Here is a 25,563-nt window from a genome sequence, read left to right as displayed (position 1 = left end):
GACGCCCGGGAGGCCCTGCGCGCAAGGTCCGGGCCGCTCCGCGCAGGGCGCGTCCAAGGGTGGCTTGTACCGGATCCGAGCCGCGCAGGGCCAGCCCCGGCCAGTACAGCAGGGGCCGGAGGCCGCGGCGCGTCACGCCTTCTTGCGTAAAGCCTTCTCGGCCAGCAACGCGGCGCGCTTCAGCTTCGCCCAGCCGGGCTTCACCGCCTGCCGGCCGCGGGCGACCGCCATGGCGTCGGCCGGGACGTCGTCGGTGATCACGGAGCCCGAGGCGACGTAGGCCCCCTCCCCCACGGTGACCGGGGCGACCAGGGCCGAGTTCGAGCCGATGAACGCGCTGGCGCCGATCGTGGTCCGGTGCTTGAGCACACCATCGTAATTGCAGGTGATCGTGCCGGCGCCGATATTGGCCTTCGCGCCGATCTCCGCGTCCCCGAGATAGGTGAGATGCGCGGCCTTGGCGCCCGCCCCCATCCGGGTGTTCTTCAGTTCGACGAAGTTGCCGAGTTCCGCGCCGGTCTCCAGCACCGCGTGCCCGCGCAGCCGCACGAACGGGCCGATCGTCACGCTCGACGCCATCTCGGTCTCGGTGAGGTGCGCGAAGGCCCGGACCGTGCAGCCGTCGCCGACCCGCACCCCCGGCCCGAACACGACGTTGGGTTCCACGACCACGTCGCGCCCGAGGACCGTGTCGTAGCTGAGGAACACCGTCTCGGGGGCGACCAGGGTGGCCCCGCCCAGCATGGCGGCGCGGCGCAGGCGGGCCTGGATCGCCGCCTCGGCGACGCCGAGCTGCACCCGGTCGTTGACACCCTGCGCCTCCGCCTCGTCCACCGGCACGGTGGTGACCGACAGCCCGTCCGCCACCGCGAGCGCCACGGCGTCCGGGAGGTAATACTCCCCCGCGGCATTGTCGTTGCCGATCCGGGTGAGCAGGGCCAGAGCGTGCCGCCCGGCGAGCGCCATCAGGCCGGCATTGCACAGGGTCACGGCCCGCTCGGCCGGGCTCGCATCCTTCTCCTCGCGGATCGCCAGGACGCGGTTCCCGGCGGTGAGAACGCGACCGTATCCCGCCGGCGTCGCGCTCTCGAAGGCCAACACGGCGACGGCCGCGCCGTCGGCCAGGGGCGCGCGCAGGCGCAGAAAGGTCTCGGCGGTGATGAGCGGCGTGTCGCCGAACGCGATGATCACGTCGTCGTCCGGATCGGTCAGCACCGCACGGGCGGCCAGCACGGCGTGGGCGGTCCCCAGCCGCTCGGCCTGCGGGAAGACCTGCGCGCCGGGGGCCGCCTTCGCGATCTCGGCGGCCACGTCGTCGCGGCCGGGCTCGGCCACGACGGCGATCCGGCCGGCGCCGGCCGCCTGTACGGCGGCGAGGACGTGGCCGAGCATGCTGCGCCCGGCGATCCGGTGCAGCACCTTCGGCAGGTCCGAGCGCATCCGCGTGCCCTTCCCGGCCGCGAGCACGATGGCGGTGAGGCTGCGCGGGGTCGTTCCGGTGGGAGTCATCGCGGATCCAGGCATCGTGAGACGACGGCACGGATGGGCCGGACCGGCGCGGCGCGCAAGCCCGGGCGATCGGCGGCGCGAGACGTCCGGCCTCATCCGGCTGGGCGAACGAACCCTGGACGATCACGAAACTCGCCGCCCTCATCCGGGCGGCCACCGATCTGGCCGGTGGCCGATCGCCCACAGGACGGGAAACCCGTCACCGGCGTGGACGCCCCCAGACGATGATGATTGGATGGCTCCCCGAGCAGTTAAGTCATAGCTCAATGTCTGCAATGGCTTACCTCCCGCACCGGTCATCCACGCCATTATTGCTTTCTAACGGAAATTCTCGATGCCTCCCGCACCGATCCGCTGAGGGGACGCGGATCGGTGCGTCGCTCGAATAGCGCGGATGGGTTCCCCGCCCTCGCCTTTCTGGAGCACGGATCCAACCATGCGCGATGTGATGATCGACCTCGAAACTATGTCGACGCGGCCGGATGCCATGATCCGGTCGATCGGTGCGGTCGCCTTCGGGCCTGACGGTCTCGGCGCCGAGCTGTCTCTGGTGATCGACCCGGCTGGGGCTATCGGACACATGGATCCGGAGACGGTCGCGTGGTGGCTCGGTCAGAAAGGCGACGCCCGGCACGTCTTAAGCGCGGGCTATTCCGGTCGGCGTACGCATATCGCCCACGCGTTGCAGGAGTTTCGCTGGTTCTGGGATGCCCTCAAGGCGCCACCGGCAGAGATCCGTATCTGGGGTCACGGCGCGTCGTTCGACCTCCCGATCCTTGAAAGCGCGTTTCGCGCCGTTGGCCATCCGATCCCGTGGGGGCATCGCGCGATCCGCGACACGCGGACCATTCTTGAGCTGGCCGACGTCAAGATCGCCACCCCGGAGGAGGCGAAGCACGATGCCCTCGGCGATGCCCGCGCCCAGGCGCTGGCGGTGATCAAAGCGGGCCGCCGCCTCGGCCCGCACCGGCTTTGGCCCGAGGTCGCCGTTTAGGCGGAGGGGATCACCACCGCTTATGCGAAACGCTGGATCTAGGCGTAGTAGAAGTAGATGGGATAGAACGGATCGTGATCAGATTGCTGGGGGGGGTGAAACATGGATGCTAAGACTTCGACCAAATGGCGACCGCCATCAACAAAGCCCAGCACCGCGCCGGATCGCTTCATGGCGAAAGCGCTACCTGAACCCAATTCAGGCTGCTGGCTTTGGACCGGCACTGTGGCTGGAAACGGGTATGGAAGCATCCACGATGGCGAACGAATTGTGGGCGCGCATCGCTACTCTTACAGACTTCATCACGGGACTGTGCCGAAAGGCATGTACGTCTGCCATCGTTGCGACGAGAGAACCTGTGTGAATCCGGACCATCTTTTTGCTGATACGCCGGGCGCTAATCAAGCAGATATGGTGAAAAAGGGAAGAGAGCGAGGCGGCAGGCCGGAGTGGCGTCACTCAATAAATTTAAAGGAGAAAGTACGGCGCGATACCCGCCCCTATCGCATCATCGCTGAGGAATACGGATTGAAGTTTAATACAGTCAAGAATTTCAAATCCGCCGAAGGAAGAGGCCATAGGGCGCCGCGCGTCGAGAGCTTGCGGATTGAGGTTGACCGCCTCAGGACTGCGCTTCAACGGATCACAAAAATGACCCAGGCTGACGAAATGGTGGCGGCAGCTACCGAAGCGCTGAATAATAAGTAAGGATTCTCGCCGGTAGCTAGAAAGCGATGACCCAGCGCATTCCATATTCGGCCACATAACGGAAGACGGCTGCGTCGAATTTTTGAATTGCGGCCGACAGACCGCACCTTGCACTCGTTAACGCAATAGCTTTCAATGTGGCTGTGGCGGAACTAACTCATATTTGAGTTTACCAGTGGATGATTGTACAATGAACGTGACGAACCCCCTTGTATTTTTGAGTTACACCACTGCCGACCGTGATCGCGTTACTCCATTTTATGACCATTTAATTACATCGGGGATTTCTGCCTGGATTGACTATAAATACATCAAACCTGGACAAAACTGGGACTTTGAGATACGGAGAGCGCTTATTGGCGCTACTATTATTATGATATTCGTGTCTCATAATTCCGTTGGCAAGCGAGGATATGTTCAGCGTGAACTAAGGCAAGCTCTTGATAGCTTAAAGGAAAAGCTTATTGATGATATTTATCTTTTGCCAGTCTTGCTCGATGACGATGTTGTTGTTCCTAATGAATTAGCTTCTGTGCAGTATACCCGAGCTTCCTCTGCGCAGTGTTTTGATGAGATCACAAGTGCGGTAAATTCACAGATCGAAAAAACCGGATCGCAAACCGGTAACACGGGAGGCGCTTCGCCGGTTCGTTGGAGACAACTTACTTATAAAGACTCAGGTGACGGGCTTCCTGGGTATGATTTCGAATTCTCCATACCGCTTTTAAGTTCCGACGATTATGCGCGGTTGCATGAAATTTCAGATCTTATCAAGGGCGATTGCTTGAGGGCTTCTATGTCATATCGAGCGATAAAATTCGAACCTGACGTCTCTCAATTCAATTATGGGCAGGCGAAATGGGCTCGCGTAAATACTTTCTCGGCGACATGCGCCGAGCCAATTATCTGCGGGAAGTGTATTAGTATAGTGTGCGTTCATGATTATTATTTTGCTCGTGCAGCGCATCCAAATATGGAGTACAGAACCTATGTGTTCGTCCTTGATCCCCTATTTATGATTCACAATCTTAAGCAGATTTTTGATGATTCAGAGGCTGCGTTTCCTTTAATTCGAGACGCAGTTCGGGAGGAACTTTTAAAGACAAGGCCAGATGACCCAAACGGCGAAAATTATTCGTTGGAAAAGGAGTTCGTAGAGCCAGGGACGGCAACCTGGGAACATTTTGCGCAGTTTGTGTTTCGCGATGTAGGGTTGGAGGTTTTGCTCTCGACCTATCAAGTCGCTTCGTATGCGCACGGACCCCAATCCGCTTTGGTGTCGTATGATGTGTTTGCGCACTTGATCAGCGATGGATATCTTTTTGCTTTAGATCTCGACAGATTTGTTTGGGAAAAGCAGCGCCGGGCCGATCCTACTTAGGAGCTATTACCTAGCGCTTTCGCTGTTCAATTACTCACCACGTTGGCGGAATTGTGGGCCGTTGCATTTGACTGCACACCGCCGGGATGCACATTCATATGCGTCAGAGCCCCAGGCCGCTCGCGCCTGCGCAGCACCCGGCAGGCTTGGCGTAGCGTGATCTCGTTGCGCGGATAGGCGTCCTTCACCGCCTCGAACGCGGCGATCGCCCCGTTGAGTGGATAGATCCCGGCGAGCCGGGCCTAGACGCGGCCGCGGGCGTCCCACACTACGTTTACTAATAGCCCGCTGGCCAACACGCGCCGACGTGAACAATACGATTACGGCTGCATCAAGATAGTCACTTAACGCCCAGCAAACATCCGCTATCACAATTTATGACCTGGTACTCGCTTTCTGTTTAAAAAGGTGCTCTTATTCCAATATGTTTTCGGGAGGTGCTTGCAATGCGAGTTCCTGTTAGACGATCTGTCATCACGGGTTTTTTTGCCCTTGCGTATTGTTGGCCAGATGCGGATCCTATTGCACAGACTGATGATTTTGACAGAGAAGGTATAGGTCTGGCACTAATCAAAATTGATTGGAATACTTTGTTTGGCGGAATTTCTGCAAGTATTGCTGCAATACAAGTCATAAGAGATTATATAAGTTCGAGGCTACAACCTGCAAAAATCGTCTGTACGATTCCGCAGTATCAGATTGGAGCTCTACAGCGGCAGTTGCTGCTGACATCAACCTATTTACTCAACAGCGATCTCGAGCCGGTGTCATTGGGCGGAAATGGTGGCGCTCTATTTTGCGCCAAAGCATATTTGGAGAAGCCCTCGCGCAAGAGTGCGAATGAATTTCAAAACGCGTTGCGGCTGTTTTTAGAGCGCGCAACAGACTTGCTCGAAGCTGTAAATTCTTACTCGTTGATACTAGCCAGTGTAAATCTGATTGAAGCTCAACAGACGCTCAAAAAAATTGCCACGAGCTTGAGCGAGATAAACGGAGCAAAGCAACTCCTTTCTCAGGGGCCGCCTAAGAACGGGTTGTTGCCGCCTAGAATAGTGAACGATATCACGGGGCATATGTCGGATCTTGTGGAATCGCTATCTAAAGCGAGAGATGATTGTCGTCAAATTATAACTGAGAGACAGGGCACAAAATGTCCATAGTTGCATAGTTTTAATCAGTCGTATTTCAGTTTTAGCTGATCCGTTGCTGTCACGCCAGCTGACGCAGCCGCATACAAGGTATCTCCACCGGCATAGCGAGTGTTCGAGGCCCGATAAACTGATACCGAGGGCATGCGGCGTTCGTTGATATATTGCAGACGCCGATCTGAGGTTTCCAAAGCAGCGAGGATACGGAAAACTGACTACGCAGCTATCTCAGACCAGCATCTTCGACTTTTGGGCTCACGTGCCAGGCAGTGCGCGCATGCATCCAGCTGACGCGCCCGTCTTCTCACGTTTTGCCCGCGACGGTCAGCCGACACACGGCTTCGATCTTCGCTGCCTGCCATCCCATATCGATGGTCCGCTGCGCACGGCGCGCGTGGTGCTGCTCTACCTATCGCCGGGGATGGACGAGCGTGATGTCGAGGAGGCGGACTGGCCCGAATCGCAGCGCAAATATGCGGAGCGACGGACAGGCACCGCCCCGTTGCGTGGGCCTGACGATCACAACCGAGGGCATGTGTGGTGGACAGCGCGCACCAAGCGGTTTGGCTGCTGGCAGGACCTCCAGCATCATATGGCCGTGCTGAACATCGGCGCCTATCACTCGAAATCTTTCACTGATCACGCGATGCTCGCCGCCTTGCCCTCATCACGCGTTTGCCTCGATTGGGCTCAGAGTGTGCTGTTCCCCCAGGCTGAGCGGGGCGAGCGCGTCGTTATCTGCCTGCGCGCGCCAACTTTCTGGGGGCTCGGAGGCGCCGGCCGATTTGGTGAAGGTCTCTTCGTGCCTCGGGTCAACCGAAGCGGCCATATGCTGGCGGACGGCGATAAAGTAGCTTCGCGCGACGATGTCGTTGAAGCGGTGCGTGCGGCGCTTGCCCGTGGCCCCTTACCCAAGTGAGGACTTCGATGTCTGACGTCCCGACGATCAACGCCGGTCAGGGCGCCGGGCCGCGCAACATCGAGATGCGTTTCACGATGCGGGAAGCGCTCATCGTGCACCAAGCGTTGCGCGACAAGGAGGCGACGCTGCGCAAGGAGGCGTGGTGGCTCAGCGAGCGCGGCGGCCAAGACGGCGCGGTTCCCCTCAAGCAGCAAGCCGAGGAGCATGCTCACGCGGCTGACCGGATCTTCCGGATCATCGAGGGAATGATGGAGATCCGTCAATGACTGCCGCTGGCGGTGATCGCCTACCGCAGCGGGATCGCCGCCCAGATCCGGCTGGGCATCTGGATCTGCGCGCAGTTTGCGGACCGGGACGCGGTCGCCTCGAACTGAGGCGCCACCGAACCGCCGTGCGGTTGCCGCCTTTCTAAGCTTTCGGATAGATTGCTCTCGGGCCCAGTTGGCTCATCAGCGCGTGAAGCTGACTGAGCCGCCCGGATCCAACGGCCGGCGCAACGTTGGGGTTACCCGTTTGATCCGTCTGTCATCTCTGGTCCTGGCGATCGTGTGCCTCGCCGCCGTTTCATCAGCGCACGCAGCGTCAGCCATCACGGCCGCAGCCATCGCCACCGGACGCCTCTACATCGTTGGGACGACCGACGAGCCCCACACGAGCGTGTCCCTCGACGGCAAGTTCACAGCGGAGTCGGACGACACGGGCAAGTTTCAGTTCGCGCTCGTCTACCACCCCGTCGGCTGCGTCGTTCGAGCGACGATCGACGGCAAGACCATCGAGGCTAAGGTTGAGCAGTGCGGCGAGATTTGTGAGCCGGCACTGCAGGCGCAGGCTCCTCGGGGACTGACCCTCGGCTCCGCTCGACTGCTGCCCGCACAGCAGTCCGCAGCTCCAGAGGCGCCCGCAACCACCAGCGCACTCAGACCGCCTGCGCTTGCCGTTCCGCGACCGGGGGCGGACAGCGTTGGCGTGCCGATTCTTGACCCGCCGCTGCCGCCACCACGGCCAACGAACCTGTCGATGGCTTCGGCGAAGCCCGCGGTCCCGGCTCCGAGCCTCGAACGGCCGGCGACGAAGCCCAGGTTCAAACCGCAGCCGCCACAGCCGGATGCGCCGGACGATCGGCCGCGTGCGGAGCCGCCCGACGCCCCCGAGGGATCAGACACCTACTAGGCATGGCTTCGGCGCCTGAGCGGCTGTTTCGTTAGGCTCCGCCCAGATCGGCGTCGACATGGGTCGGCTGACCCGGCCGCTCCCGCCGGCGAACCACGCGCGCGGCCTGCCGCAGCGTGATCTCGTTGCGCGGATAGGCCTGCTTCACCGCCTCGAACGCGGCGAGCGCTCCGTCGAGCGGGTAGATGACGGCGAGCCGCAGCTCGACCCGGCCGCGCTCGTCCCAGACCTCGATCGCGAACGGCCGGCCGGGCGGGACCGGCGCCTCCAGGCTCACCGCCGTCGGCAGCCGAAGGGTGGCGAGGCACTGGCTCTCGTACTTGCGCGCGACCGCCGCCCCGGGATCGCGCTGATGCCGGCAAGAGGCGGTGAGCGCGCGTAGTAGGGCGAGCGTCGTGATCTCCGGGCCGAAACGGGCCATCAGGCCGTCGAGTCGGTAGCTGCCGTGACGACGGCATGTTGCGCAGTCTACGGTAAGCCGGTCGCCGGCGATGTCACCCAGGCGCTGCATCGCGTCAGCCGTTTAAACGGCCACGCGCGTAGCCGTGGGAGACCAGACGCCCCTGCCCGGCCGCATGGCGCTCGGCCGCATCGAGATCGGCGAGTGCGTCCGTGATCGCCCGCACGAGCGCCGACCAGCCGTCGCGTCCGGCGGCCGTATAGTAGTCCAGCGCGATCGCCTCGGCCTCGGTCAAGCGTATGTCCACAGGCGGTTCGTGCGGTTGAGCGTGCATCGCGGTTCGAATCCCTGCTAGAACATATGAAGAACAAAGCCCAGGAACGGCCGCGGTTCAACCGCTCGATCGAGCGGCGCCCGGATCGCTGTGGAGCGCTGTGGACGACGCACGGAAAGGCCAATGCCAGCCAAGCTTTACCGCTTCCACTGCACGGACGGACGCGAGCTGGTCACCGATGGCGCCGGCAGGCGGATGCCGAGCGTATCGCAGATGCGCGTTCACGCCGAGCGGGTCGCGCTCGCGTTGATGGAGCAGGTCACCGAGCGATTCGATTGGTCGTGCTGGCAGGTGGACGTCTACGACGCGAAGGGCCGGCGGGTGTGGGTGACGGCCTTCGTCGATGTCGACGCCGATCTCGTAGCGGCGTGAGGGGAGGATGGGATCATGGCGCTCAAGACGACGTTCATCGTGCAGCCGTTTGAGGTCCATCGGAAGCGGCTGCGGCCGGCGCGCCAGGAGCCGGCGACCACAGAGTTCGGCGCGTGCAAGAAGGCGGAGAACCTCGCCAAACGCGTCCCCGGTGCTGCGGCGTTGCGGGTCGTCGCAGACGACGAGACCGGCGAACTGGAGGGCGTGACGATCCTCGGGCAGTGGGGTGAGGTGCCGGAGGATTTCGCCGAGAACCTTCAGGGCGGTTGACGCTCAGCGACGCCCGGCGAACTCCCAGATCGGGATGCCCGGCGTCTGACTCTTTAGGAAGCGGTAGCCGGAGGTCTGGGTGAGCGAGGTGCGGGGTTAGCTGGGCGGTCGAAGCCGGGCCCAGGTGCTCTACATGCTCGGCATGCCCATGCTCGGCCTCACGCTCCCCCTCCGCATCTGCATCCTCGATGACGCGGCCTGCGTCGAGGACGCCAACGGCCGGCGTACCGGGTTCGTCGCCTGGTCGGATGGTGGTGGCGACGCTGGCGATGAACCGTTCACGCGTGCCGAGGCTATCGAGCAAGTCCGCCTTATCGCGAGCGCCTGGGCCAACGCGTTGGTCAGCAGCGGCACGCTCGATACCGGCCCAGCCCCCGAACCCGGCGCGGCCGGTGCTGAACCATCGACAGAAGGCTGAGGGCGCTCGAAGCCGCCGCCGTCATCCTCATCGAGGAGAACGGCGACGGGCCGGGGGGCGGCTGAGAAAAACCTCGATCAATGCCGCGGCGGGTTTAAAATGATACGCAAACATACTGTATTTGTGATCGGTGCTGGTTCTGGCTTTGACATAGAAATGCCGTTGGGCGTTCAACTGGCCAAAAGCATTTCGAGATCTACGGACATTAAAACTTCGCATCACGGAGTAGTAATGGACGGGAGTAATGAATTTATAGAAACTATAAAACAACTTGCATTAACGCAAGGCGGCAATAACTGGGGCGGCCACGTCCTCTCACTTGCTAGAACATGCAAACAAATAAGCGGGGGGATCAGCCTAACAAACTCGATAGACGATTATGTGAACATCCATCAAGGCAATGTCGATTTAGTTTTGTGCGCCAAAGCAGCAATTTCATACAACATCCTGCGCGCGGAAAGGCGTTGCAAGCTGTACGCCGAAGTACATAAAGGTGAGGAAATTAAGTTCAGTAAGTTGGGAGAAATATGGTATGCAGATCTATTTAAGGCCATCAGTCACGGCGTATCTTTGCAATTCATCGGTGATTTGTTTGCAAATGTCACATTTATAAACTTCAATTACGACAGATGTCTTGAGCACTACTTGATTGAAGCGATCAAAAGGTTGTACATGTGTGAGCATAAGTTTGCGACCGACCTCGTTTCGGCGGCCCAGATTTTTCATCCGTATGGACAGATTGGTCATCTACCGGGCATGCCGCAAGGATCTCTTCAGGAAGTCAGATTTGGTGGCGACGACTATAACAAAATTGAGAGCCTGTCCGCCTCGAAATCCATTCTTACCTACACCGAGCAAGTAAAAGACGCATCAATGGTCGATGCTATGAAGCATGCTGTGGCAATTTGCAAGCACATGGTTTTTCTTGGTTTTGGCTTCCACGAGCAAAATATGGCGTTGCTTAAACCAAACGATAACATACAAATTGCAATGAAGAATATTTATGCGACTGCAATCGGTATATCTGATGATAATCTGTATCACATTACGAATGACCTCTCTGATATCACCGGGAAAGGTGGATCGTCCGAGCGTAATGTCCAATTAGAAGTCGGATCAAGTTGCTCGAAACTGCTCCGGGACTATGACAGATCAATACGGTCTACGTGAGGCTATTCAGCGCCTGACTTTTCATGCACGCTCGACATTGCCATCCCGGCGGCTCAGGGTCCGACAGAATTGATAGGCTCGTCGGGCCCGTGCGTCGGCGGGATAATCCGCTGAACCTCGACCACATCGTGCTGGACCGACGTCAACCGACCGCCCTTATCGTAGGCGTAGGCATAGCGGACCATGCAGGCGAGTGCAGAGCCTGGCACGATCGGTACCGCACCCGCCCGAAACCGTTGCAGCCACACCTCGTCGAGGATCGCGGCCGTCACGGTGTCCCGCCCGTGCTTGAACTCCCACTTAGCCTCGCCGAGGTAGTCCGGCCGCCTGACCAGCAGCTGCATCGGCAGGACACCGCTCGACATGCTGCCCTCGGCTTCGGTGACGAATTCGCTCGGCCGCTTGGTCTCGGTGACGTTGGCTTCGTACACCCCGGCATCCGTGGTCAGCAGCAAGCGGTCGCCCGGAGACAGCGCCGCCTTACCGGCCTGGATCTGATCGAGTGGCCTCACGAGATCATGCAGCTCGATCTGGGCAGGCTGCGGCAGGTGTCGGATCGGCGACGATTCGGCGAGCGCCTGAAGATCGTCCCGTAGCTGGCCAAGGCGTTGCCCTTCGTTCTCCGCGTGTTTCGTGTCGAGGTATTCCAGCGCGCGGTGCTTGCCCTTCACCAGGATTGAGCCGACCGCCTTCTTCCAGTCACCCGATTTCAGCACCTCGTCGTCGGACTGGCGCAACCGCGTTCGCACCCACGCGGTGATCGAGGCTGCCTCCACGTCCTCCAGCACCATCAACGGTACGATGCGCGGGTCGAGCGCCGAGATGACGACGCGATCCAACGCCTCTAGCCCTTCGAGGATCGTCACCAGCCCACCGAACACTCGGCGCGGGCTGGCGGTGCCCTTGGCGAAGTCGATGGTAACGCCGAGATCTGCGTCGGCAGGCTTCATGATGGGCGTCTCGGAATGGATCAGCCGAGGCATGATACCTGCAACCTTGGGTAAGACGAGGGTGCCGAATGCCGTCGCCTCATCGTTGTGGACTTTCCGCCATCGACACAACGGGAGGTAGGCTTATCGTCCCCGCCATGCGCACAGCCCTCGCCGCCCTCGCTCTCGTCGTCGCTGCCGGTGGAGCGAGCGCTCAGCAGCAACTGCCGACGGTTCCGGAACTGCTGACCGCGGAGCTGAAGGCGGTCCTAGCTTGTGACGGCTCTGGGGATCCGGCTGTCACCCGTGAGCAGTGCCGCCTCCGGGATCGGCTGAGCGGTCGCCTGGCGCAGGCTGGCTACTGCTATGGCCGGAAGGGGCAGACTGATGAGAAAAAGGAGTGGCACGCCTGCCAACCCGACTCGATTTACGAGGATGATATCGAGGCGGTTCAGCGCTGACGGTAGCTTCTGCTTGGATGGCTCAGGCGTCAGTGATGGGTACGTCGGGCCCATCTTCTCTGGGTGTGCCGTCATAGCCGTCCATCCATGCTCGACGCTCCGGCATATCTGCATGATAGGGGCAGCTATCCTTCGGCAGGCCGACCGCTCGCGCGTGCGCTCCCTCGGCGATCGCTTCAAAGATGGTGGGGTGACGCGTGTCCATCGCGTTGTCGCCCTCTACAGTATCGAGCCGTTTCGTGAACCGGATGATTCGCCCGGCACAGTCCCACAGGGTCGCAGATCCTGCGCGATTGGCAATGAGGCTGCCCACGCGCACGCCGAAAAGCTGCAGGACCTTCGAGCACGAAAAAGCCCGCGCCGGCGAACCGGGCGGGCTGAGTAGGTCCGTGGTCTCAGGAACGAACTGGATGCGCGGGCGCAAAGTCCGTTCCGCAGATGTGGCTGAAGGATCACTTCCCGCTGGGAGCAGCGCCGCTACCGGTGGAGCCATTACCGGTGCTGCTGTCACCAGCGGGTGCACCAGAAGTCGAGGTGTTGCCGTTGGGGGTGCTCTGGGCGGCAGCCATCCCGGCGCTGGCGGCGACGAGGGCGAGGGCGAGAAGGGCGGACTGAACGCTTCGGCTGGTCATGGCACTTTCAGATTGCGATGAACCGAGCAATGTCGGCACGGCCTGATCAACCGGCTTTACCTGCTGGCGTTCCTTTCCGAGCCTGGTTGATAGAGTCGCGCCCCACCATTCGTCTTTGCCGCCGGCCGTTCGCGGTTCTACCCACTCGGCGCCGCCATGATCTGCTCACGGGGCGGGGGAGGCGTTACCGATCTGAGCCGCTGAGCAGCTTCTCGATCGTGCCCAAGCCGGCGGCTTGGGCTTTTGCTTCAGTCGGATAGCTGCGGTCGGATCGCTGGGCGAGCTTGCCGTGCTTTCGGATTGCCCAGTTGTAGGCACCACCTTCTTCTCTCGGAGGAGTGACCTCCAGCGTGTAGGGATAGATGTTCGTCTCACTCTGGTTCATGACCGCGTCATGCCACGCGTGCTCAGCGGCGCCAAGGTTGATCTGTCTTCCAGCTGTGCCCACGGGGTGGGGAGCGTCCAATCTCATTTGCCGACCTTGCTGCAGCGGCTATCCTACCGCTATGCGCACAGTCCTTGCCGCCGGGAAGCGCCCTCTGACTGCCGCGGGATGATCATGAGAGCCGCGCTGATCAGATGGCTCTTGGTAGCGCTTACGGTCAGCATGAGCACTGCAGCTGTCGCGCAGCGAAGGCGGCCCCGTAGGATTGGTCCTGATGGGACGATCGAAGCGCCGCAGTTCGCAGACCCTCGACTGCCGACCAGGGGGCTACGACCTCCCGATGACGGCATCATCCATTGGAACACGCCGAACAAGGACGGCAACCTCGGCGGTCCTGGGGCGGGTGGAAGTGGCGGTGGCGGCGGCTAAGCTATTCAGCCTTCGTAATCTGCCGCCCGGAGCTCTGCACCATGTCGAGGATACGGCACGCTACCATAATCGCGTTGGCATGACGCAGGAACGGACCCCACAGCGACCAGTTGGCCTCGTCCAAGAACAGGGCTGGCTGAAGCCAGATCCTCGGCTACTGGAGTGCTGAAATGGCGAACGCTGGCAAACACGGGATGCACCCTGGGGCCCAGGGCAAGGGCTCTGGTGCGGGTGCGATGACCGAACTGCCGGAAGGTGTACTCGGTGAGAATGAGGTGTTGAGCAACCGAGACAAATCTCAGCATGACGACGAGCGTGGCCTCGATGGCAAGGCGGTGCAAACGGAGCAGTACCAGGACCATTCGGCCAATAGAGCGGCCAGCGACGAGGCCGGTGTGAAGCCAGAGCAGCCGTAGGAAGCGCTCGCTCCAGCGAAGGCGAAGCGTCACGATGAACGCAGCGCACGAAAAAGCCCGCGCCAGCGAACCGGGCGGGCTAAGTTGGTCTAGGGAAGAGACCCTTTCCTACATTATCGCTAAATCGTTACCTCGCCATTTGACACATTCCTCGCCTCCGCGAAACACGCACCGGTTCCGCCCGCGCAGTCGGCCATCTAAGTAAGAGCTTGAAAGCTTGGAGCACTTCAAGAAGAGGCCGACTCAAGAGTGCATGAAGGCTGACAAAGAAAAAGCCCGGCCCCGCATCACGCGAGGGCCGGGCGAAGGGTTGAGCCGAGGAGATCGGGGGCTGAGATCGCCGGCTCGTTACGGGGTGAATCCGCGAGCGTGACCGTTGGTTCCCGTCACGCCGAGCGTTTGATCGCGGCACCCTCGATGCGCCGGACCACGAAGTCGAGGCGCTCGAACAATGTCTCCGGTGCGCCGTCGTTGAGGACGGGGTAGGCGTCTTGGATCCCTGCCTCGGAGACGTGGCCGCCGGCGATCCGGGTGAGGCCCGGCCGATCGAGGCGCAGTACGGTGCCGCCGAGTGCCCGCACGGCCGCAGCCTCGTTCTCGAACCGGCAGTCTTCGGCCACCACGCCCCAGGCGCCGCGCTCCATCGCGGCGACCGACGCGTTCTGCCACGCCTCGACCCAGAAGTCGGGATGCATCAGGTCCCGGCCGAAGCCGGTGCCGAGGTGCTGCATGGCGTAGCGCGGCGAGCGGCCCGCCAGATACGGGCTGGGCAGCTCCTTGAGGCCGCCCTCGATCATCGCCTCGGCCACGCTCGGCCCGACGCCGATCTCCGCGAGATAGGCGCGCAGCATGGCCTTGAGCGGGCCGGCGAAGCGCACGCGGGCAAACCCGTGGCGTTCGGCGAGGTAGGCGGCGGCGGTGCTTTTGCCGCTCCCGGCAAGCCCGGACAGACCTATGATCACGCTGCGGCCTCCTCGGTGTCGCCGGCGTCGTCGATCGGCACGACGGATCGTCCGTACTCGCCGCGACTCCGGTGATAGGTGATGATCGGGATCGAGCGGCCCGACAGGAAACCACTGCCGAAATGCCACGCGTCCTGCGGGACGGGCGAGCGATGCACTTCCGTGATCACGCCCTCGCCCTCGGTGGCGAGCTTGGCGGTGTGATGCAGGTGGAAGGTGTGGATGTAGCGGTGCCGGGTCTCGCCCCAATCCGCCGCCCGGCGGTGGGCCATGATGCCGGCCATCGCCGCCGCCTTGACGGTGTGGCCATGCGTGGCGCCGAGCAGCACCTTGCCCCACCGGAACCACCAGAACAGCGACGGGTCGAGGTCGACGGTCACACGCGGCTCGGCGCGGAACCACGCGGCGAGGAAGTAGGCGACGGCGACCGCCGAGTTCTCATCGTGGTTGCCCGGCAGGATGCGGACCGTCACGCGCCGGTGGCGCGCGAGGCTCAGCTCGACCGTGCGAACCATCAGCCGGCAGGCGGCCATCAGCACCTTAGGCCAACGGCCGTCGACCTGGAGGGCGTTGCCCGAGCGGGCCGTGCGGTTCTCGGAGTTGTCCGCGTGCAGCAGGTCGCCACCGCCGAGCACGACGCACTCAGCCGAGGCGGGCGAGCGCTCGATCGCCTCGGCGACCGCGCGACCGATCACCTCCTCGGCGAGCTTGAGATCCCAATTCGCGCCGGCCTCGGCGCCCCACGCGTACATCCCGACATGCCAGTCGGCCGCGGGCAACAGGGTGAGCAGATCCTCGCTCACAGCCCGCGGCGCGCGCTTGGGATAGGCCCGCGCCGGATAGTCGGCGAACGCCGCCTTGATCGTCTCGACCGTGTCGGCCGGCGAGAGGCCGGGCTTATACCGGATCCACTCGCGCTCCAGCTTGCCGTCGCCTCGGACGGCGGCCGTCACCTTGGTCTGCACCTGCCCCTTGGGCATGACGAAGGCGCGCGGCGTGGCGGGGCCCTGCGTGATCGTCTCGCCCGCGAACGCGCCGTCCTTATCGCGGCGCGTCTTGACCTGCTTCATCTCCCAACCCGGGAGCACCGGCTCGGTGCCCAACTCGCCGCGGCTGGCCGGGATCGACCAGTCCGGGGCGATCTCGAACGCGCGGAAGTAGGCGCCGGGCTCCCTCGGCTTGCCGATCCGGTAGGCGAACGACACGCGGTTGATGCCGAGCGTGTCGGCCGCCATGCGCACGGCCGAGCGGGTGGTGTTGTCGCCGGATCGCGCCTCGACCGGATAGCCGAGCCTGAGGAAGTGATCGACGCGGGCGACGTGCGCCTCGGCCTCTTCTTTCGTGACGTTGAGATGGGCGGCCATGGTCTCACCCGTGCTTGACGGCGAAGGCGGCGGCCGCGGCGATCGCCGTGAACACCAGCCCGAGGACGGAGCGGATCACCCACGTCTGGTTGCCCTCGACGAGGCCGAGGCGGCGCTTGACCTCCTCGACCTCGGTCTCTGTGGCCCTCTCGGCGACGTCGGCGTCGAGCGAGGTCAGACGCGTGTTGAGGCCGGCGAACGTCTGATCCAGCTCCCGGCGCGGGACGAAGTTGTCCATCGCCTGCTTGATGTTGGCGTGCCGGTGCTCGGCCGCCTCGGCCGAGGCTGACATGCGTTCCTCGATCCGGATCAGGGAAAATTTGATCTCCATCACGTCGTTGGGCGTGACGGGCGGTCGCTCGCCGAGGATCGGCAACGGCTCGGGCATGACTGGAATCCCCCGGCCGGCCGGGTTTCCCGGTCGCGACCCGTCGTGCGTGCGGGCCGCCCGGGATGGGCGGCCCGTAGTTCGGACTGGGCCGCCTATGCGGCTGTGGTGACGGGCTGCTGTGAGTGTCAGGCGCTCGCCGTCACGCCCAGCGCAGCCGCGCTGGCCGCCGGCTCCAGGTGCAGGGCCGCGAAGATCTTGGCCTTGATCGCGTCCTCGCCTCCGAGGAGCTTGAGCGCGAAGGGCACCTCGTTGACGATCCACTGCAGGGCGCGGGCGAGCACCGCGTTGCCGACGTCGATGGAAAGCGGCTCGCCCTTGGCCGCGCCGGGCACGGCATTCAGTGCGAGGCTCACGGCCTGGTTGATCAGCTTGTCCTCGCCGTAGAGCTTCAGCGCCCACAGGACCGGCCCGGGCAGCTTGTTCTTTGAGACGGCCCACAGGGCGGCGAGCAGCGACAGCAGGAGGTTGCGGGCGGAGGCGGTCCAGTCCGACACCGGCAGGCTGATGCTGCGGTCGGCGGATGCCTCGGGGGCGGCGACCTTGACCACCACCTGCTGCGGGGTCGCGGGGGAGGCCAGCATCAGCGGCTGGGGCGGCGGCTCCAGCGCGGAGAGCAGCGCCGAGGCCTTATGGGCGGGCGCGGCCGCGGCCGGCAGACTGAGGCCGACGAGGATGAGACCCGAGGCGGCGAGCGCGGCGGGGACGAGCGCGATGAGGCTCCGGCGGCCCGCGCACAGGCCGTGGCCGACGATGGTGAGTGCGCCGAAGACGGTCACGGCTTGGACTGCCGTCGCGCCGAGGGCGCCGTAGAGCAGGACAGTGACGAGGGCGGCGCACGCGAGCGCGGCCGCATGTACGAGCAAGCGGTTCATGGATCCGATCCGTGGTGTGAGGATGCGCCGGGAGCCGCCGGCGTGCGGGGTTGGGTCAGCGGCCTCAGGCGGCCTTGCCGGGGAGAAGCGCGCGCAGGCCGCCGGCGAGCGTGGCGAGTAGGCCGGGTGCGGGTGCAGGTGCTGCGGGGCGCGCGTCAGGGGTGATGAACATCGCCGCCTCGCGCTTGCGGCGGGCGACGAGGCCGGGGAGCACGCGGCCGGCCGCCTTGGTCCACATGGCGAAGGCCATGGCGGCGCCGGCGCGGTCGCCGGCGTTGAGCAGCCGGACGACGGACGAGCCGGCGAAGTTGGCCGGCCCGATGTTGAAGCAGAGGTCGACGCAGGCGTCGAACTCGTGCTGGCTCATCGTCACCGTCACCGCCCGCATCACGGCGCTCTCGAATCGGGCGAGGTCGGCGGCGAGGATCTGATCGGCCTGGGCTGCGGTGATCACCATGCCGGGGGCGACCTTGGGCACGCCGGCCGCGGACGTGTGCCCGTAGCCGATCGTCCACGGCTCGCCGCCGGTGGCGGGGTCTGGATACGCCTTCAGGCGCAGGCCCTCCGCGCTCTCGACGAGCTGGCGGCCTTCGAGGTCGGTCTTCATCGATCGCTCCGGGCGGGATCAGCGGGTGGTGCGGCGCTCGCACAGCGTGCGGGGGTAGGCGCCGTCGGACAGGCGCGCGGGATCGCGGGCCAGGGTGGCTTGGGAGGCCATCGCGCAGGCCATCGGAGTGGGCGCGCCGGGCAGCGCCACCACGTCGAGCGCGGTCTCCCGCGTGCAGTCCTGGACGGGCACGCTGGCCGCGCACACGAGGACGATGGCGACCAGGGGTCCCATGGGCGTCTCGCTCAGAAGTGGACGGTGAGGCGCGCGTGCAGCGGGGCGAGGTCGTCCAGCTCCAGCGTGCGCAAGGCCCCGCCGGGCGCCGCGATCAGCAGGCCGGCGGGCGTGATGTCCGGGGCCCGGGCGAGGCTCGCGAGCGGCGTCCGGCCGGGGCTGCGCTGGCCGAGGGCGGCGTGACCGGCGTGCGCGGGCACCGCGGACGTGGCGAGGTGAAGGGCGGCGGCGATCGCGGCCAGGGTGGTGGTGCGCATCACGGCCGCCCCGCCAGATGCAGGCGCCCGAGGCTGGGCCCGAGCACGGTGATTCGCGCGCGGACGACGCCGCGACGCAGGATGCCGAGCTGGCGGGCCGCGCCGCGGGCGAGGTCGAGTTCCCGGCGCAGCTTCCGGTTCGGGCCGCGGTCGTTGACCCGGACCTCGACGCTGTGACCGGTGGTGAGGTCGGTGACCCGCAGTCGGGTGTTGCAGGCGAGCGTCCAGTGCGCGGCCGTCAGGCCCTCGGGCTCGAACGGCTCGCCGCAGGCCGTCTTGCGGCGGGCCTGGCCGTGCTCGGGGCCGTAGAACGACACCTTGCCCTCGAAGGCCCGGGCCGGCGGGGAGGCGAACCACAGCGCGCACGCGACTGCGGCCCGCAGCGCGAGGCGCTGCAGGAGCATGATGGATCTCCGAAACGAGACGTGGAAAGCGGGGACGGCCGCGCTGCCGCACCGATCCGATCAGCGTTCGGCGCGTTCCGGTGAAGGTGACCGGAGGCGACGATGTCGGCGTGGGTGGTTCGTCAGTGGCAGGTGCAGCGCGATCGGGTCGCGCTGGGGATCATCATCGCGGGCGCGCTGGCGAACATGGCGCTGCTCGGCGCCGTCGGCTTCGGTGTCTTGTACGAGGTCGGCCGCAGCATCGGGCTGACCTACGAGCGGCTCGGATAGCGGCGTAAGGCTTGGTCGGATCCGATCACGTCGCCGTCAGATGACGCGACCGTGAGACGCAATTGTCTCGTCTATAGGTCAGAACAGTCCCAATATTCTTTGATTCGAGGGCCGCCGTGGCCGATGCCCCATCCGACCCAAGAGACGTGGCGCTCGCCACGCTCACCAACCTGATCCGGCTGATGGGTGCCGAACTAGTGGCGGGGCGCCATCGCGACGACCTCGGCTTATTGGAGCGTGCCGTGCGAGACCGGTTGGCGGAGACAGCCACACCGGCTTGCTCGTCCGAGGTCGCAGAAGCCGGCCTGCAGCTTGCCGGACGCTGCATCGAGCAGGCGCTGGCCCAAGTTCGGGCGCAGTCCGCCGATCTCGGGGGCGCGGCAGAGCCGGAGCCGATCAAGGGCGGCGAGGCGCCGAAAAAGAGCCTGCACTGATCGGACGCTCGGGTCAGATCACCCGCCGCGGTGAGCGGACGCTCCTGTGCCGTGTGGCGAAAGCGCCATAGGCGTCAGGCAGGGTGTCTGCGTAGTTTGCCCTGGGGCGTGGAGCGATGCCGTGCGGCGTAAGGCAGTGTGTGCGACGATCGTCGCCCTGGCTCTTGGTGGGTGCCTGGGCCCGGAGGCCGTTCCATCCGCCACCGGCAGCCTGAGTCCGATGCCGGGCGCGCGTGATCCGACGAGACCTGCGGTGGGACCCAAGCCTACCCTCGCCGACGCCGTCACAGCGTGCCTGGACCGCGGGACGCCCGTGCAGACTACAGCCTTCCGCAATTGTGTGATCGAGGCACAGCGGTCGGCGGGGCCTCGCGCTAACCCGACCATGCAAGCTGGCGCACTCGCGAGGTAGGCCCTTGATCAGGCCGCCCTGGCTTATGTCTTAGGTTGTCGGTGAGGTGGGCCGGGCTCTTGTGGGAGCGGCACGGCCCGGTATTTTCGGAAACGTCGAGCTACCGAAGAATGGGACGATGATGCGCCTTACCAGCCAAGGAGCCAAGCGCAGAACACAACGCCGAGCGTCGGCAGCACGCATCCGCCGATGAACATCCCCACGATGCCAGTTACAAAAAACCATCGAGGGACCATGCTCGGCTTACCTGTTGAAACAGTGAACGAGTGGGCCAATCGTGCCTACATCGCATTTGGTGTTGTAGCTATCTTCGCAACCGCCTTTGCTTTGATTGCTTCGGCCTTTATTTGGCGCACAGGCGCAATACAATCGCGGATTAGTGATGAAATGATCGCTACGCTACGCGATCGTGCTGCGCAAGCCGAGGAACGTACAGCCCGGGTGGAGCAAGCTACCGCTTGGCGAACCCTGACGCCAGCTATGAGGCACGAGCTACTGAGATCGCTGCGAAGTGAGCCCGGCGGCAAAGTTGATCTGTCCTATCCAGCCAATGATCCGGAAGCGCTCGCGCTCGCTTTTCAGTTAGAGCAGGTTTTCCAATCGGCCAATGGGTCGGTCGGTCACGCATTGTGGCTTATACAGCCACAGCCTCGCATGTTTTCGAAGGGTATATTTGCTGATATCCGTATTTATGGAAACAATGCCAGCGCCGTGGCATCTGTCCGTGATGCATTTAAGAAAGCAAGCATTGTAAATTTTCCGGATGCAATTCCGGATCTTATAACTGACATCCCGGGGATAACCATCGGCGGCCCCGGCCCGTCAGATGTCACGATTTACGTAGGATCGAAACGTCCGCCATTTTAGGCAATAAATCTTGCTGTTGCGAAGTATTGCGACAGCCTATCTCACCTCCGAAATCCGGCACTTTGCCAAGGCATTCCAAGTCCCGCCTGTGACTGTGACCGAGACGTTCGGGCCGCCTGTCGTCGTGTCGACGGCGATCGAGGGCGTGATCTTGCCGGACGCTCCAGACGTGACGGCGCCCGCTCGAAAGGTGCCGCCCACGAGGATCGTGCTTGACACCCCCGTACCCCGGATCAGCAAAGCCGCATCGACCCCGGCCATGACGAACAGCGCGGCGTCCTGCCCAGTCGTGGAATGCACGAGCACCGTGCATTCGAGCTTCATCACCGTGTTGTCATAAGGCAGGCCCAGCGAATTGGCGCCCGAGGCTGCGTTGGGGTCGGCGAGCAGGCGTGTGGCCGTCGTCGTGGTGATCTTGGCACGCAGGGTCGCGAACCCTGCCTGCGCATCGCCCTTCACCGAGATCAGGCCGTTGCCGTACATGATCGCACCGACGCGCGGCCCGGCGTCGATGAACTGGCCCATGGTGTACGAGAACGCGCCCGCGCACTCGTTCCACTGGCCTCCGATGATGTAGGCGTCAGCACCGCCCGCGCGGTTGTTCATGCCGCCGATGATCATCGAGCGGGCCTGTCCGGCGACGTAATCGTAGCCGGGCCGGATAAACTGGAGGTCGATCGCGTTGGCGCCGCGGTTGCCACCGCCGAGGGCCGTGCCGTCCGGGAGGCCGAGGCAGATCGAGTTGTTCAGGGCCGTGAAGAAGGTCGCCGGGTTGCTGGCGCTGTTCGTCAGCGTCGGCATCGGCGTCGCGTTGCTGGTATCCAGCTTCAGGAACCGATTGTCCGAGGTCAGCGAACCGTCGAGGCTGATCGGGGCGCCGTTGGTGTTGAGATAGCCGAAGACGTTGGCGCCGTTGAACTGCGGCGAGACCGACTTGATCAGCAGGGCACCGCCGCCGGTCGAACCGAGGCGGAACAGATCGACCATGTTGAAGTGGTTGTTGTCGGTCGAGAGAAGCTTGATGCCCCAGCCGTTGCGCGTCGCACCGACGATGCGGCGGAACAGGTTGAGGCTGACGTTGCCGACGATCTTCGTGCCATTGGACAGTGACGCGTCGCCGGTCTCCTGCAACACCAGACCATCGCCGTCGGTGTTGTTGTTCCAGAAGTAAAAGTTCCCATCGTTCATCTGCCAGTCGTTCCCCTCGGCGAGGGGGACGGTGTCGAGGATGAACGATGCGGTGACGGCGTTGCGCGACCCGACATCGAAGGTCGAGTTGCGCACCGAGGCCGAGAGCAGCGAGGTCGCCGCGATGCTGTTGGCATCGAGCAGGACGCCGCGGATACCGGCGTTGTAGAGCCGTATGCCGCTCGCGGTGTTGGCCACGGGCGCGATGGTGAGCATCGTGGCGCCGGAAGCGCCGGTCCATTTCAGGCGCGTGCCGGGGACGGGTCCGACCGCATCGTCTTGCGCGGCGCCGACGCCTGTTCCAACGAGGTTGACGTTCGAGGCGCGGTGCGTGATCGGCACGGTCTGAAGGCCGGTGCCGGGCGGCAATGTCAGCTCGCCACCGCCGGTCACCGCACTGAGCGCCGTGATGCCGGCCTGGACGGCGAGACCGTCGATCTCGTCGGTGAGTGCGGTCGCGGTCGGATAGACGGCCTGCGCCGCCGCCAGCGTCGAGAAGCGCGACGACAGCGGGTGGCTTGCGCCGTCGAAGAAGGCGCCGAACCAGCGGACGTCCATGCCGCGGCCGGAAGCCATGCGGAGCCAACGCCCGGCGCCGGTCACGCCGGTCGGTGCGATGATGGTGCCCCCGTCGTCGGTGGCGGTCGACGTCGCAGACCAGAGAAACACGCCCCCGCCGCCATCGCCGGCCGAGGCATAGCCGGCGACGGAGGCCGCAAACCCTGACGCGAACACGATGTACGGGTAGGCCCGCAGCGCGGCGATCGAGAGAACCGACGCCGCGACGCCAAGATTGGCCAGCGCACCTGCGACGGTGCGCCCGCCATGGCCGCCCATCTTGATCGGAACCGAAGGCATGCGGGCGCCCACGAAAAAGGGCCACCCGCGAGGGCAGCCCTGTGATGAACCGGATGGGGTGAGGTCAGGCCGGGCGCGCGGCCCGGGCCGTCAGTACGTGTAGGTTGCCGCCACCACGTCGGTGGTCTCCAGCGGATAGCCCGCATTGGTGGGCGACCACGTGAGGGTCGTGCCGGAGAAGGTGAAGGCCGGGGAGGCGCCGCCGCTCGGGACGATGATCCCGTTGACGTTCAAGGTGAGCTTGCGCCCGTCCGGCGTGCGGGAGAGGGCGGACAGCGTGTTGAGCGCGGTCACCGTCAGGTTGTCGGACTGCTCGCGCCAGCCGTAGGCCGCCGGGTCCGGGCCGACGTGGCGAGCGCGCACGCCGATGAAGGCCGTGGACGGCAGGGCGTCGAAGCTGAAGACGTAGTTGAACTCCAGGTCGAGCACCTTGCTCGCCGGCATGGCGAAGGCGGTCTCGACGCCCGCGATCTTCGAGAAGTAGGCCTGCGTCCACACCGCGCCCGCGACCGAGAGGCGGCCATAGACGTCGTTGCCGTTGCCGTCCTGCATGTTCAGGCCGGTGGCGCCGTCGAACACGAGCACGTCGTTGAACGGAGCGGTGACGCAGAAGCCCTGCGCGCCGAACTGCGAGCCGACCCGGAGCGAGCCGGCCTGGAGCGGCACGGCCTTACCGCCGTCGCCGGCCGAGGACACGAGGGTGGTGAGGATCGCGGTGACGGGCTCGGACGAGCCGCCCGCGGACTGGAAACCGGTCGCGCCGATCGGCGCCAGGATCGGCTTGATAAGCTGTTTTGCGACGGCCATGGCGGGGCTCCTTACGTGTAGCGCAGGACGACCCTGTCGCTGGTCTCAAGCTGGAAGGCGGGGTTGGCCCAGGTGACGCCGCTCACGCCGACCGTGATGTCGGGGGCGAAGTATTCCTCGCCGTTGACGATCAGGTGGACGGTCGAGAGCGAGACCGGCGGGTGCTGGACCGGATACGGGATCGCCGTCTGGCCATCCTGGGCGATGGCCACGGGATAGGTGTTGATCACCGAGCCGGCGGGCCCCTGCGGGCCGACCTGAAGCGCGGGAAGTGTCGCGCTGCCCCCCGGCTGCCCGGCGGTAAGCACCGCCTGGAACCCGCCGCCCGCGGCCAGCACGCCCGGCGCATCCGTCCCCGGCAGCACGAGCACCGAGGAGCGGCCGAGCCATTCGTCCCGGGTCGAGCCCGCCGTCGTGCGGTGGACGTCGAAGAACACGGTCACGGGCCCGGGCAGGCCGTTCGGCCCGATGGCGGCCCAGCCGCCCCGGACAGCCTCCGGCACGCCGATCAGCAGGTAGCTCGTGAGCGGGACGCCGCCGGGCCCGGTGGTGTCCGCCGTCCACGTGATCGAGCCGTTGGCGCTGTCGAGCACGGCGGCCGGCGCCCCGCCGAACGAGCCCGTCATCGTGGCGGTGAGCCGGGATCCGGTGAGGTTCAGCGCGGGCTTGAGCGGGACGACGAGCGACCAGTCCGCCGTGTCGATGACGGTGGTGGCCATGCGGGGAGACCTCGTTCAGGCGCGGGGGTGCGGTCGGAGCGCAGTGGGGCGCTCCGCGATGACGTCAGGGGCGGCAAGCCGCGATCCCGGCGACCGTGCGATGACTGGCTAAAAAGTTACCGGCTCGACGCCGTACTCACTTTGTGCGAGACGCGTCTGCATGACTGATTTTAATATTGATCATCACAACGCCGCGCACGCTGGCGCGCACTCCGAGCAGTTTTGGGCCACGCGAGAGCACGCCAATTCAGCTTATATTGAGGGGTACTGGAACACGCGCGTGAAGCGTGCTCACGCCGAGATCGCTAAATCCGTCGCGGCGCTCGACGCGCAGCGGGTGCTCGAAATCGGCGCGCATTGCGGACCGAACCTTTGGGCCATCGGCCAAGAGCGGTCGTTCGACTGGCTCGTGGGCGTCGATATCTCACCGTTCGTTGTAGCGGAGGGGCAGCGGCTGCTCGCGCAACATCTGGCCGTGCCGCACGCCCTGCACGTCACGAATGGCGACGACCTGCCGTACCCCGACAACTCCTTCGACGTCGTGCTGGCGGGTGTGGTCCTCGTGTGCGTCGGGCCGGACAAGATCGAGCGGGTATTGCGCGAGATGTGCCGGGTGAGCCGACGCTATCTCGTCCTCGCCGAACCGTTCGATGATACGCCCGAGTTGGCGACGGCAGAGGGCCGCATCGATCCCTATCCGAACACGACGTACTGGGTCCGGAATTACGCCGGTTTGGTCGCCGATCTGTACCCAGGTTCAGAGCAGATCGCCGTCACCCACCTCGATAAGGCCGACTGGCAAGGGCACCTCGACAGCGTCCAGACGATCCGCCTCGCGAAAGGCTGAGCGTCACATCCGCGGCGATGGC

Annotated in this window: 34 protein-coding genes; 17 read left to right on the top strand and 17 right to left on the bottom strand. The window is 64.3% G+C overall.

Going from position 1 to position 25,563, the window contains the following annotated elements:
• Positions 1-132 precede the first annotated feature (132 nt).
• A complete protein-coding gene (glmU, locus tag AC3IF3_RS20990) occupies positions 133-1,509 on the bottom strand; it encodes a bifunctional UDP-N-acetylglucosamine diphosphorylase/glucosamine-1-phosphate N-acetyltransferase GlmU (protein ID WP_489230194.1) in 1,377 nt (458 codons plus the stop codon).
• A 436-nt stretch (positions 1,510-1,945) separates the two neighbouring features.
• Here glmU and AC3IF3_RS20985 point away from each other — a divergent pair, with 436 nt between their 5' ends.
• The 7 genes from AC3IF3_RS20985 to AC3IF3_RS20955 all read left to right on the top strand — a co-directional run bounded on the left by AC3IF3_RS20985 (position 1,946) and on the right by AC3IF3_RS20955 (position 7,832).
• Positions 1,946-2,503, top strand: a complete 558-nt coding sequence (locus AC3IF3_RS20985; RefSeq protein WP_489230193.1) for a 3'-5' exonuclease — start codon at positions 1,946-1,948, stop codon at positions 2,501-2,503.
• 171 nt (positions 2,504-2,674) lie between these two features.
• The gene (locus AC3IF3_RS20980; protein ID WP_489230192.1) at positions 2,675-3,211 is read left to right on the top strand and encodes an HNH endonuclease signature motif containing protein; all 537 of its coding nucleotides are present in this window, start codon (positions 2,675-2,677) and stop codon (positions 3,209-3,211) included.
• Positions 3,212-3,401: 190 nt separating this feature from the next.
• Positions 3,402-4,592 carry a TIR domain-containing protein gene (locus AC3IF3_RS20975; protein ID WP_489230190.1) on the top strand — a complete coding sequence of 397 codons (1,191 nt, stop codon included), beginning with the start codon at positions 3,402-3,404 and terminating at the stop codon, positions 4,590-4,592.
• A gap of 446 nt (positions 4,593-5,038) precedes the next feature.
• Entirely contained in the window at positions 5,039-5,752 is a 714-nt protein-coding gene (locus AC3IF3_RS20970) for a hypothetical protein (RefSeq protein ID WP_489230188.1), read from the top strand.
• A gap of 265 nt (positions 5,753-6,017) precedes the next feature.
• Positions 6,018-6,659 (top strand): hypothetical protein, encoded by a 642-nt coding sequence (locus tag AC3IF3_RS20965; RefSeq protein ID WP_489230187.1) that lies wholly within the window; start codon positions 6,018-6,020, stop codon positions 6,657-6,659.
• Positions 6,660-6,667: 8 nt separating this feature from the next.
• The gene (locus AC3IF3_RS20960) at positions 6,668-6,928 is read left to right on the top strand and encodes a hypothetical protein (protein ID WP_489230185.1); all 261 of its coding nucleotides are present in this window, start codon (positions 6,668-6,670) and stop codon (positions 6,926-6,928) included.
• A gap of 190 nt (positions 6,929-7,118) precedes the next feature.
• A complete protein-coding gene (locus tag AC3IF3_RS20955) occupies positions 7,119-7,832 on the top strand; it encodes a hypothetical protein (protein ID WP_489230183.1) in 714 nt (237 codons plus the stop codon).
• Between the two features lie 31 nt (positions 7,833-7,863).
• Here AC3IF3_RS20955 and AC3IF3_RS20950 read toward each other — a convergent pair whose 3' ends face one another.
• Together AC3IF3_RS20950 and AC3IF3_RS20945 are read right to left on the bottom strand one after the other, a co-directional pair.
• The gene (locus tag AC3IF3_RS20950) at positions 7,864-8,253 is read right to left on the bottom strand and encodes a hypothetical protein (protein ID WP_489230182.1); all 390 of its coding nucleotides are present in this window, start codon (positions 8,251-8,253) and stop codon (positions 7,864-7,866) included.
• A 94-nt stretch (positions 8,254-8,347) separates the two neighbouring features.
• A complete protein-coding gene (locus tag AC3IF3_RS20945) occupies positions 8,348-8,527 on the bottom strand; it encodes a hypothetical protein (RefSeq protein ID WP_489230181.1) in 180 nt (59 codons plus the stop codon).
• Positions 8,528-8,689: 162 nt separating this feature from the next.
• Between AC3IF3_RS20945 and AC3IF3_RS20940 the strand changes: the two genes are divergently transcribed.
• From AC3IF3_RS20940 to AC3IF3_RS20925, 4 genes are all read left to right on the top strand, one after another.
• Positions 8,690-8,938, top strand: coding sequence for a DUF6894 family protein (locus AC3IF3_RS20940; RefSeq protein WP_489230180.1), 249 nt, complete (start codon positions 8,690-8,692; stop codon positions 8,936-8,938).
• A 15-nt stretch (positions 8,939-8,953) separates the two neighbouring features.
• Positions 8,954-9,208 (top strand): hypothetical protein, encoded by a 255-nt coding sequence (locus AC3IF3_RS20935; RefSeq protein ID WP_489230178.1) that lies wholly within the window; start codon positions 8,954-8,956, stop codon positions 9,206-9,208.
• 133 nt (positions 9,209-9,341) lie between these two features.
• Positions 9,342-9,626 (top strand): hypothetical protein, encoded by a 285-nt coding sequence (locus tag AC3IF3_RS20930; RefSeq protein ID WP_489231348.1) that lies wholly within the window; start codon positions 9,342-9,344, stop codon positions 9,624-9,626.
• 99 nt (positions 9,627-9,725) lie between these two features.
• Entirely contained in the window at positions 9,726-10,796 is a 1,071-nt protein-coding gene (locus AC3IF3_RS20925) for a hypothetical protein (protein WP_489230176.1), read from the top strand.
• Between the two features lie 53 nt (positions 10,797-10,849).
• On the opposite strand, the gene AC3IF3_RS20920 is transcribed toward AC3IF3_RS20925, so the two are convergent.
• Positions 10,850-11,746 carry a hypothetical protein gene (locus AC3IF3_RS20920; RefSeq protein WP_489230175.1) on the bottom strand — a complete coding sequence of 299 codons (897 nt, stop codon included), beginning with the start codon at positions 11,744-11,746 and terminating at the stop codon, positions 10,850-10,852.
• 137 nt (positions 11,747-11,883) lie between these two features.
• Here AC3IF3_RS20920 and AC3IF3_RS20915 point away from each other — a divergent pair, with 137 nt between their 5' ends.
• Complete coding sequence (locus tag AC3IF3_RS20915) at positions 11,884-12,186, top strand: hypothetical protein (protein WP_489230174.1); 303 nt, start codon at positions 11,884-11,886, stop codon at positions 12,184-12,186.
• A gap of 22 nt (positions 12,187-12,208) precedes the next feature.
• Here the strand turns inward: AC3IF3_RS20915 and AC3IF3_RS20910 are convergent, their stop codons facing one another.
• Together AC3IF3_RS20910 and AC3IF3_RS20905 are read right to left on the bottom strand one after the other, a co-directional pair.
• Positions 12,209-12,610, bottom strand: coding sequence for a ribosome modulation factor (locus AC3IF3_RS20910; RefSeq protein ID WP_489230173.1), 402 nt, complete (start codon positions 12,608-12,610; stop codon positions 12,209-12,211).
• A gap of 392 nt (positions 12,611-13,002) precedes the next feature.
• A complete protein-coding gene (locus AC3IF3_RS20905) occupies positions 13,003-13,203 on the bottom strand; it encodes a hypothetical protein (protein WP_489218034.1) in 201 nt (66 codons plus the stop codon).
• 599 nt (positions 13,204-13,802) lie between these two features.
• Here AC3IF3_RS20905 and AC3IF3_RS20900 point away from each other — a divergent pair.
• A complete protein-coding gene (locus tag AC3IF3_RS20900; RefSeq protein WP_489217831.1) occupies positions 13,803-14,048 on the top strand; it encodes a hypothetical protein in 246 nt (81 codons plus the stop codon).
• A gap of 386 nt (positions 14,049-14,434) precedes the next feature.
• On the opposite strand, the gene AC3IF3_RS20895 is transcribed toward AC3IF3_RS20900, so the two are convergent.
• The 8 genes from AC3IF3_RS20895 to AC3IF3_RS20860 all read right to left on the bottom strand — a co-directional run bounded on the left by AC3IF3_RS20895 (position 14,435) and on the right by AC3IF3_RS20860 (position 19,139).
• Complete coding sequence (locus AC3IF3_RS20895; protein ID WP_489230172.1) at positions 14,435-15,010, bottom strand: deoxynucleotide monophosphate kinase family protein; 576 nt, start codon at positions 15,008-15,010, stop codon at positions 14,435-14,437.
• Positions 15,007-16,374: a hypothetical protein gene (locus AC3IF3_RS20890; protein WP_489230171.1), complete on the bottom strand. Its 1,368-nt coding sequence runs from the start codon at positions 16,372-16,374 to the stop codon at positions 15,007-15,009. Before AC3IF3_RS20890 ends, AC3IF3_RS20895 begins: the two co-directional genes overlap by 4 nt.
• A gap of 4 nt (positions 16,375-16,378) precedes the next feature.
• Positions 16,379-16,762 (bottom strand): hypothetical protein, encoded by a 384-nt coding sequence (locus AC3IF3_RS20885; RefSeq protein ID WP_489230170.1) that lies wholly within the window; start codon positions 16,760-16,762, stop codon positions 16,379-16,381.
• A 128-nt stretch (positions 16,763-16,890) separates the two neighbouring features.
• Positions 16,891-17,637: a hypothetical protein gene (locus AC3IF3_RS20880; protein WP_489230169.1), complete on the bottom strand. Its 747-nt coding sequence runs from the start codon at positions 17,635-17,637 to the stop codon at positions 16,891-16,893.
• 64 nt (positions 17,638-17,701) lie between these two features.
• Positions 17,702-18,244 carry a lysozyme gene (locus tag AC3IF3_RS20875; protein WP_489230168.1) on the bottom strand — a complete coding sequence of 181 codons (543 nt, stop codon included), beginning with the start codon at positions 18,242-18,244 and terminating at the stop codon, positions 17,702-17,704.
• An 18-nt stretch (positions 18,245-18,262) separates the two neighbouring features.
• Positions 18,263-18,478: a hypothetical protein gene (locus AC3IF3_RS20870; protein ID WP_489230167.1), complete on the bottom strand. Its 216-nt coding sequence runs from the start codon at positions 18,476-18,478 to the stop codon at positions 18,263-18,265.
• 11 nt (positions 18,479-18,489) lie between these two features.
• The gene (locus tag AC3IF3_RS20865; RefSeq protein WP_489230166.1) at positions 18,490-18,735 is read right to left on the bottom strand and encodes a hypothetical protein; all 246 of its coding nucleotides are present in this window, start codon (positions 18,733-18,735) and stop codon (positions 18,490-18,492) included.
• Positions 18,735-19,139: a septal ring lytic transglycosylase RlpA family protein gene (locus AC3IF3_RS20860; RefSeq protein ID WP_489230165.1), complete on the bottom strand. Its 405-nt coding sequence runs from the start codon at positions 19,137-19,139 to the stop codon at positions 18,735-18,737. The genes AC3IF3_RS20865 and AC3IF3_RS20860 overlap by 1 nt, the downstream gene beginning before the upstream one ends.
• Before the next feature lie 102 nt (positions 19,140-19,241).
• Here AC3IF3_RS20860 and AC3IF3_RS20855 point away from each other — a divergent pair, with 102 nt between their 5' ends.
• The 3 genes from AC3IF3_RS20855 (at position 19,242) to AC3IF3_RS20845 (ending at position 21,122) form a co-directional block, all read left to right on the top strand.
• Positions 19,242-19,409 (top strand): hypothetical protein, encoded by a 168-nt coding sequence (locus AC3IF3_RS20855; protein WP_489230164.1) that lies wholly within the window; start codon positions 19,242-19,244, stop codon positions 19,407-19,409.
• A 146-nt stretch (positions 19,410-19,555) separates the two neighbouring features.
• On the top strand, positions 19,556-19,843 hold the full coding sequence (locus tag AC3IF3_RS20850; protein WP_489230162.1) for a hypothetical protein: 288 nt from the start codon (positions 19,556-19,558) through the stop codon (positions 19,841-19,843).
• A 601-nt stretch (positions 19,844-20,444) separates the two neighbouring features.
• Positions 20,445-21,122 carry a hypothetical protein gene (locus AC3IF3_RS20845; protein ID WP_489230161.1) on the top strand — a complete coding sequence of 226 codons (678 nt, stop codon included), beginning with the start codon at positions 20,445-20,447 and terminating at the stop codon, positions 21,120-21,122.
• A 36-nt stretch (positions 21,123-21,158) separates the two neighbouring features.
• On the opposite strand, the gene AC3IF3_RS20840 is transcribed toward AC3IF3_RS20845, so the two are convergent.
• The 3 genes from AC3IF3_RS20840 to AC3IF3_RS20830 form a co-directional block, all read right to left on the bottom strand.
• On the bottom strand, positions 21,159-23,168 hold the full coding sequence (locus AC3IF3_RS20840) for a hypothetical protein (RefSeq protein ID WP_489230160.1): 2,010 nt from the start codon (positions 23,166-23,168) through the stop codon (positions 21,159-21,161).
• A 90-nt stretch (positions 23,169-23,258) separates the two neighbouring features.
• Positions 23,259-23,975: a hypothetical protein gene (locus AC3IF3_RS20835; protein ID WP_489230159.1), complete on the bottom strand. Its 717-nt coding sequence runs from the start codon at positions 23,973-23,975 to the stop codon at positions 23,259-23,261.
• An 11-nt stretch (positions 23,976-23,986) separates the two neighbouring features.
• Positions 23,987-24,694 carry a hypothetical protein gene (locus tag AC3IF3_RS20830; RefSeq protein ID WP_489230158.1) on the bottom strand — a complete coding sequence of 236 codons (708 nt, stop codon included), beginning with the start codon at positions 24,692-24,694 and terminating at the stop codon, positions 23,987-23,989.
• A 160-nt stretch (positions 24,695-24,854) separates the two neighbouring features.
• On the opposite strand from AC3IF3_RS20830, the gene AC3IF3_RS20825 reads away from it, so the two are divergent.
• On the top strand, positions 24,855-25,541 hold the full coding sequence (locus AC3IF3_RS20825; RefSeq protein WP_489230157.1) for a class I SAM-dependent methyltransferase: 687 nt from the start codon (positions 24,855-24,857) through the stop codon (positions 25,539-25,541).
• The last annotated feature ends 22 nt before the right edge of the window (positions 25,542-25,563 follow it).

The sequence above is a fragment of the Methylobacterium sp. J-118 genome, assembly GCF_057836565.1.
This window is presented reverse-complemented; position numbering and strand designations above follow the sequence as displayed.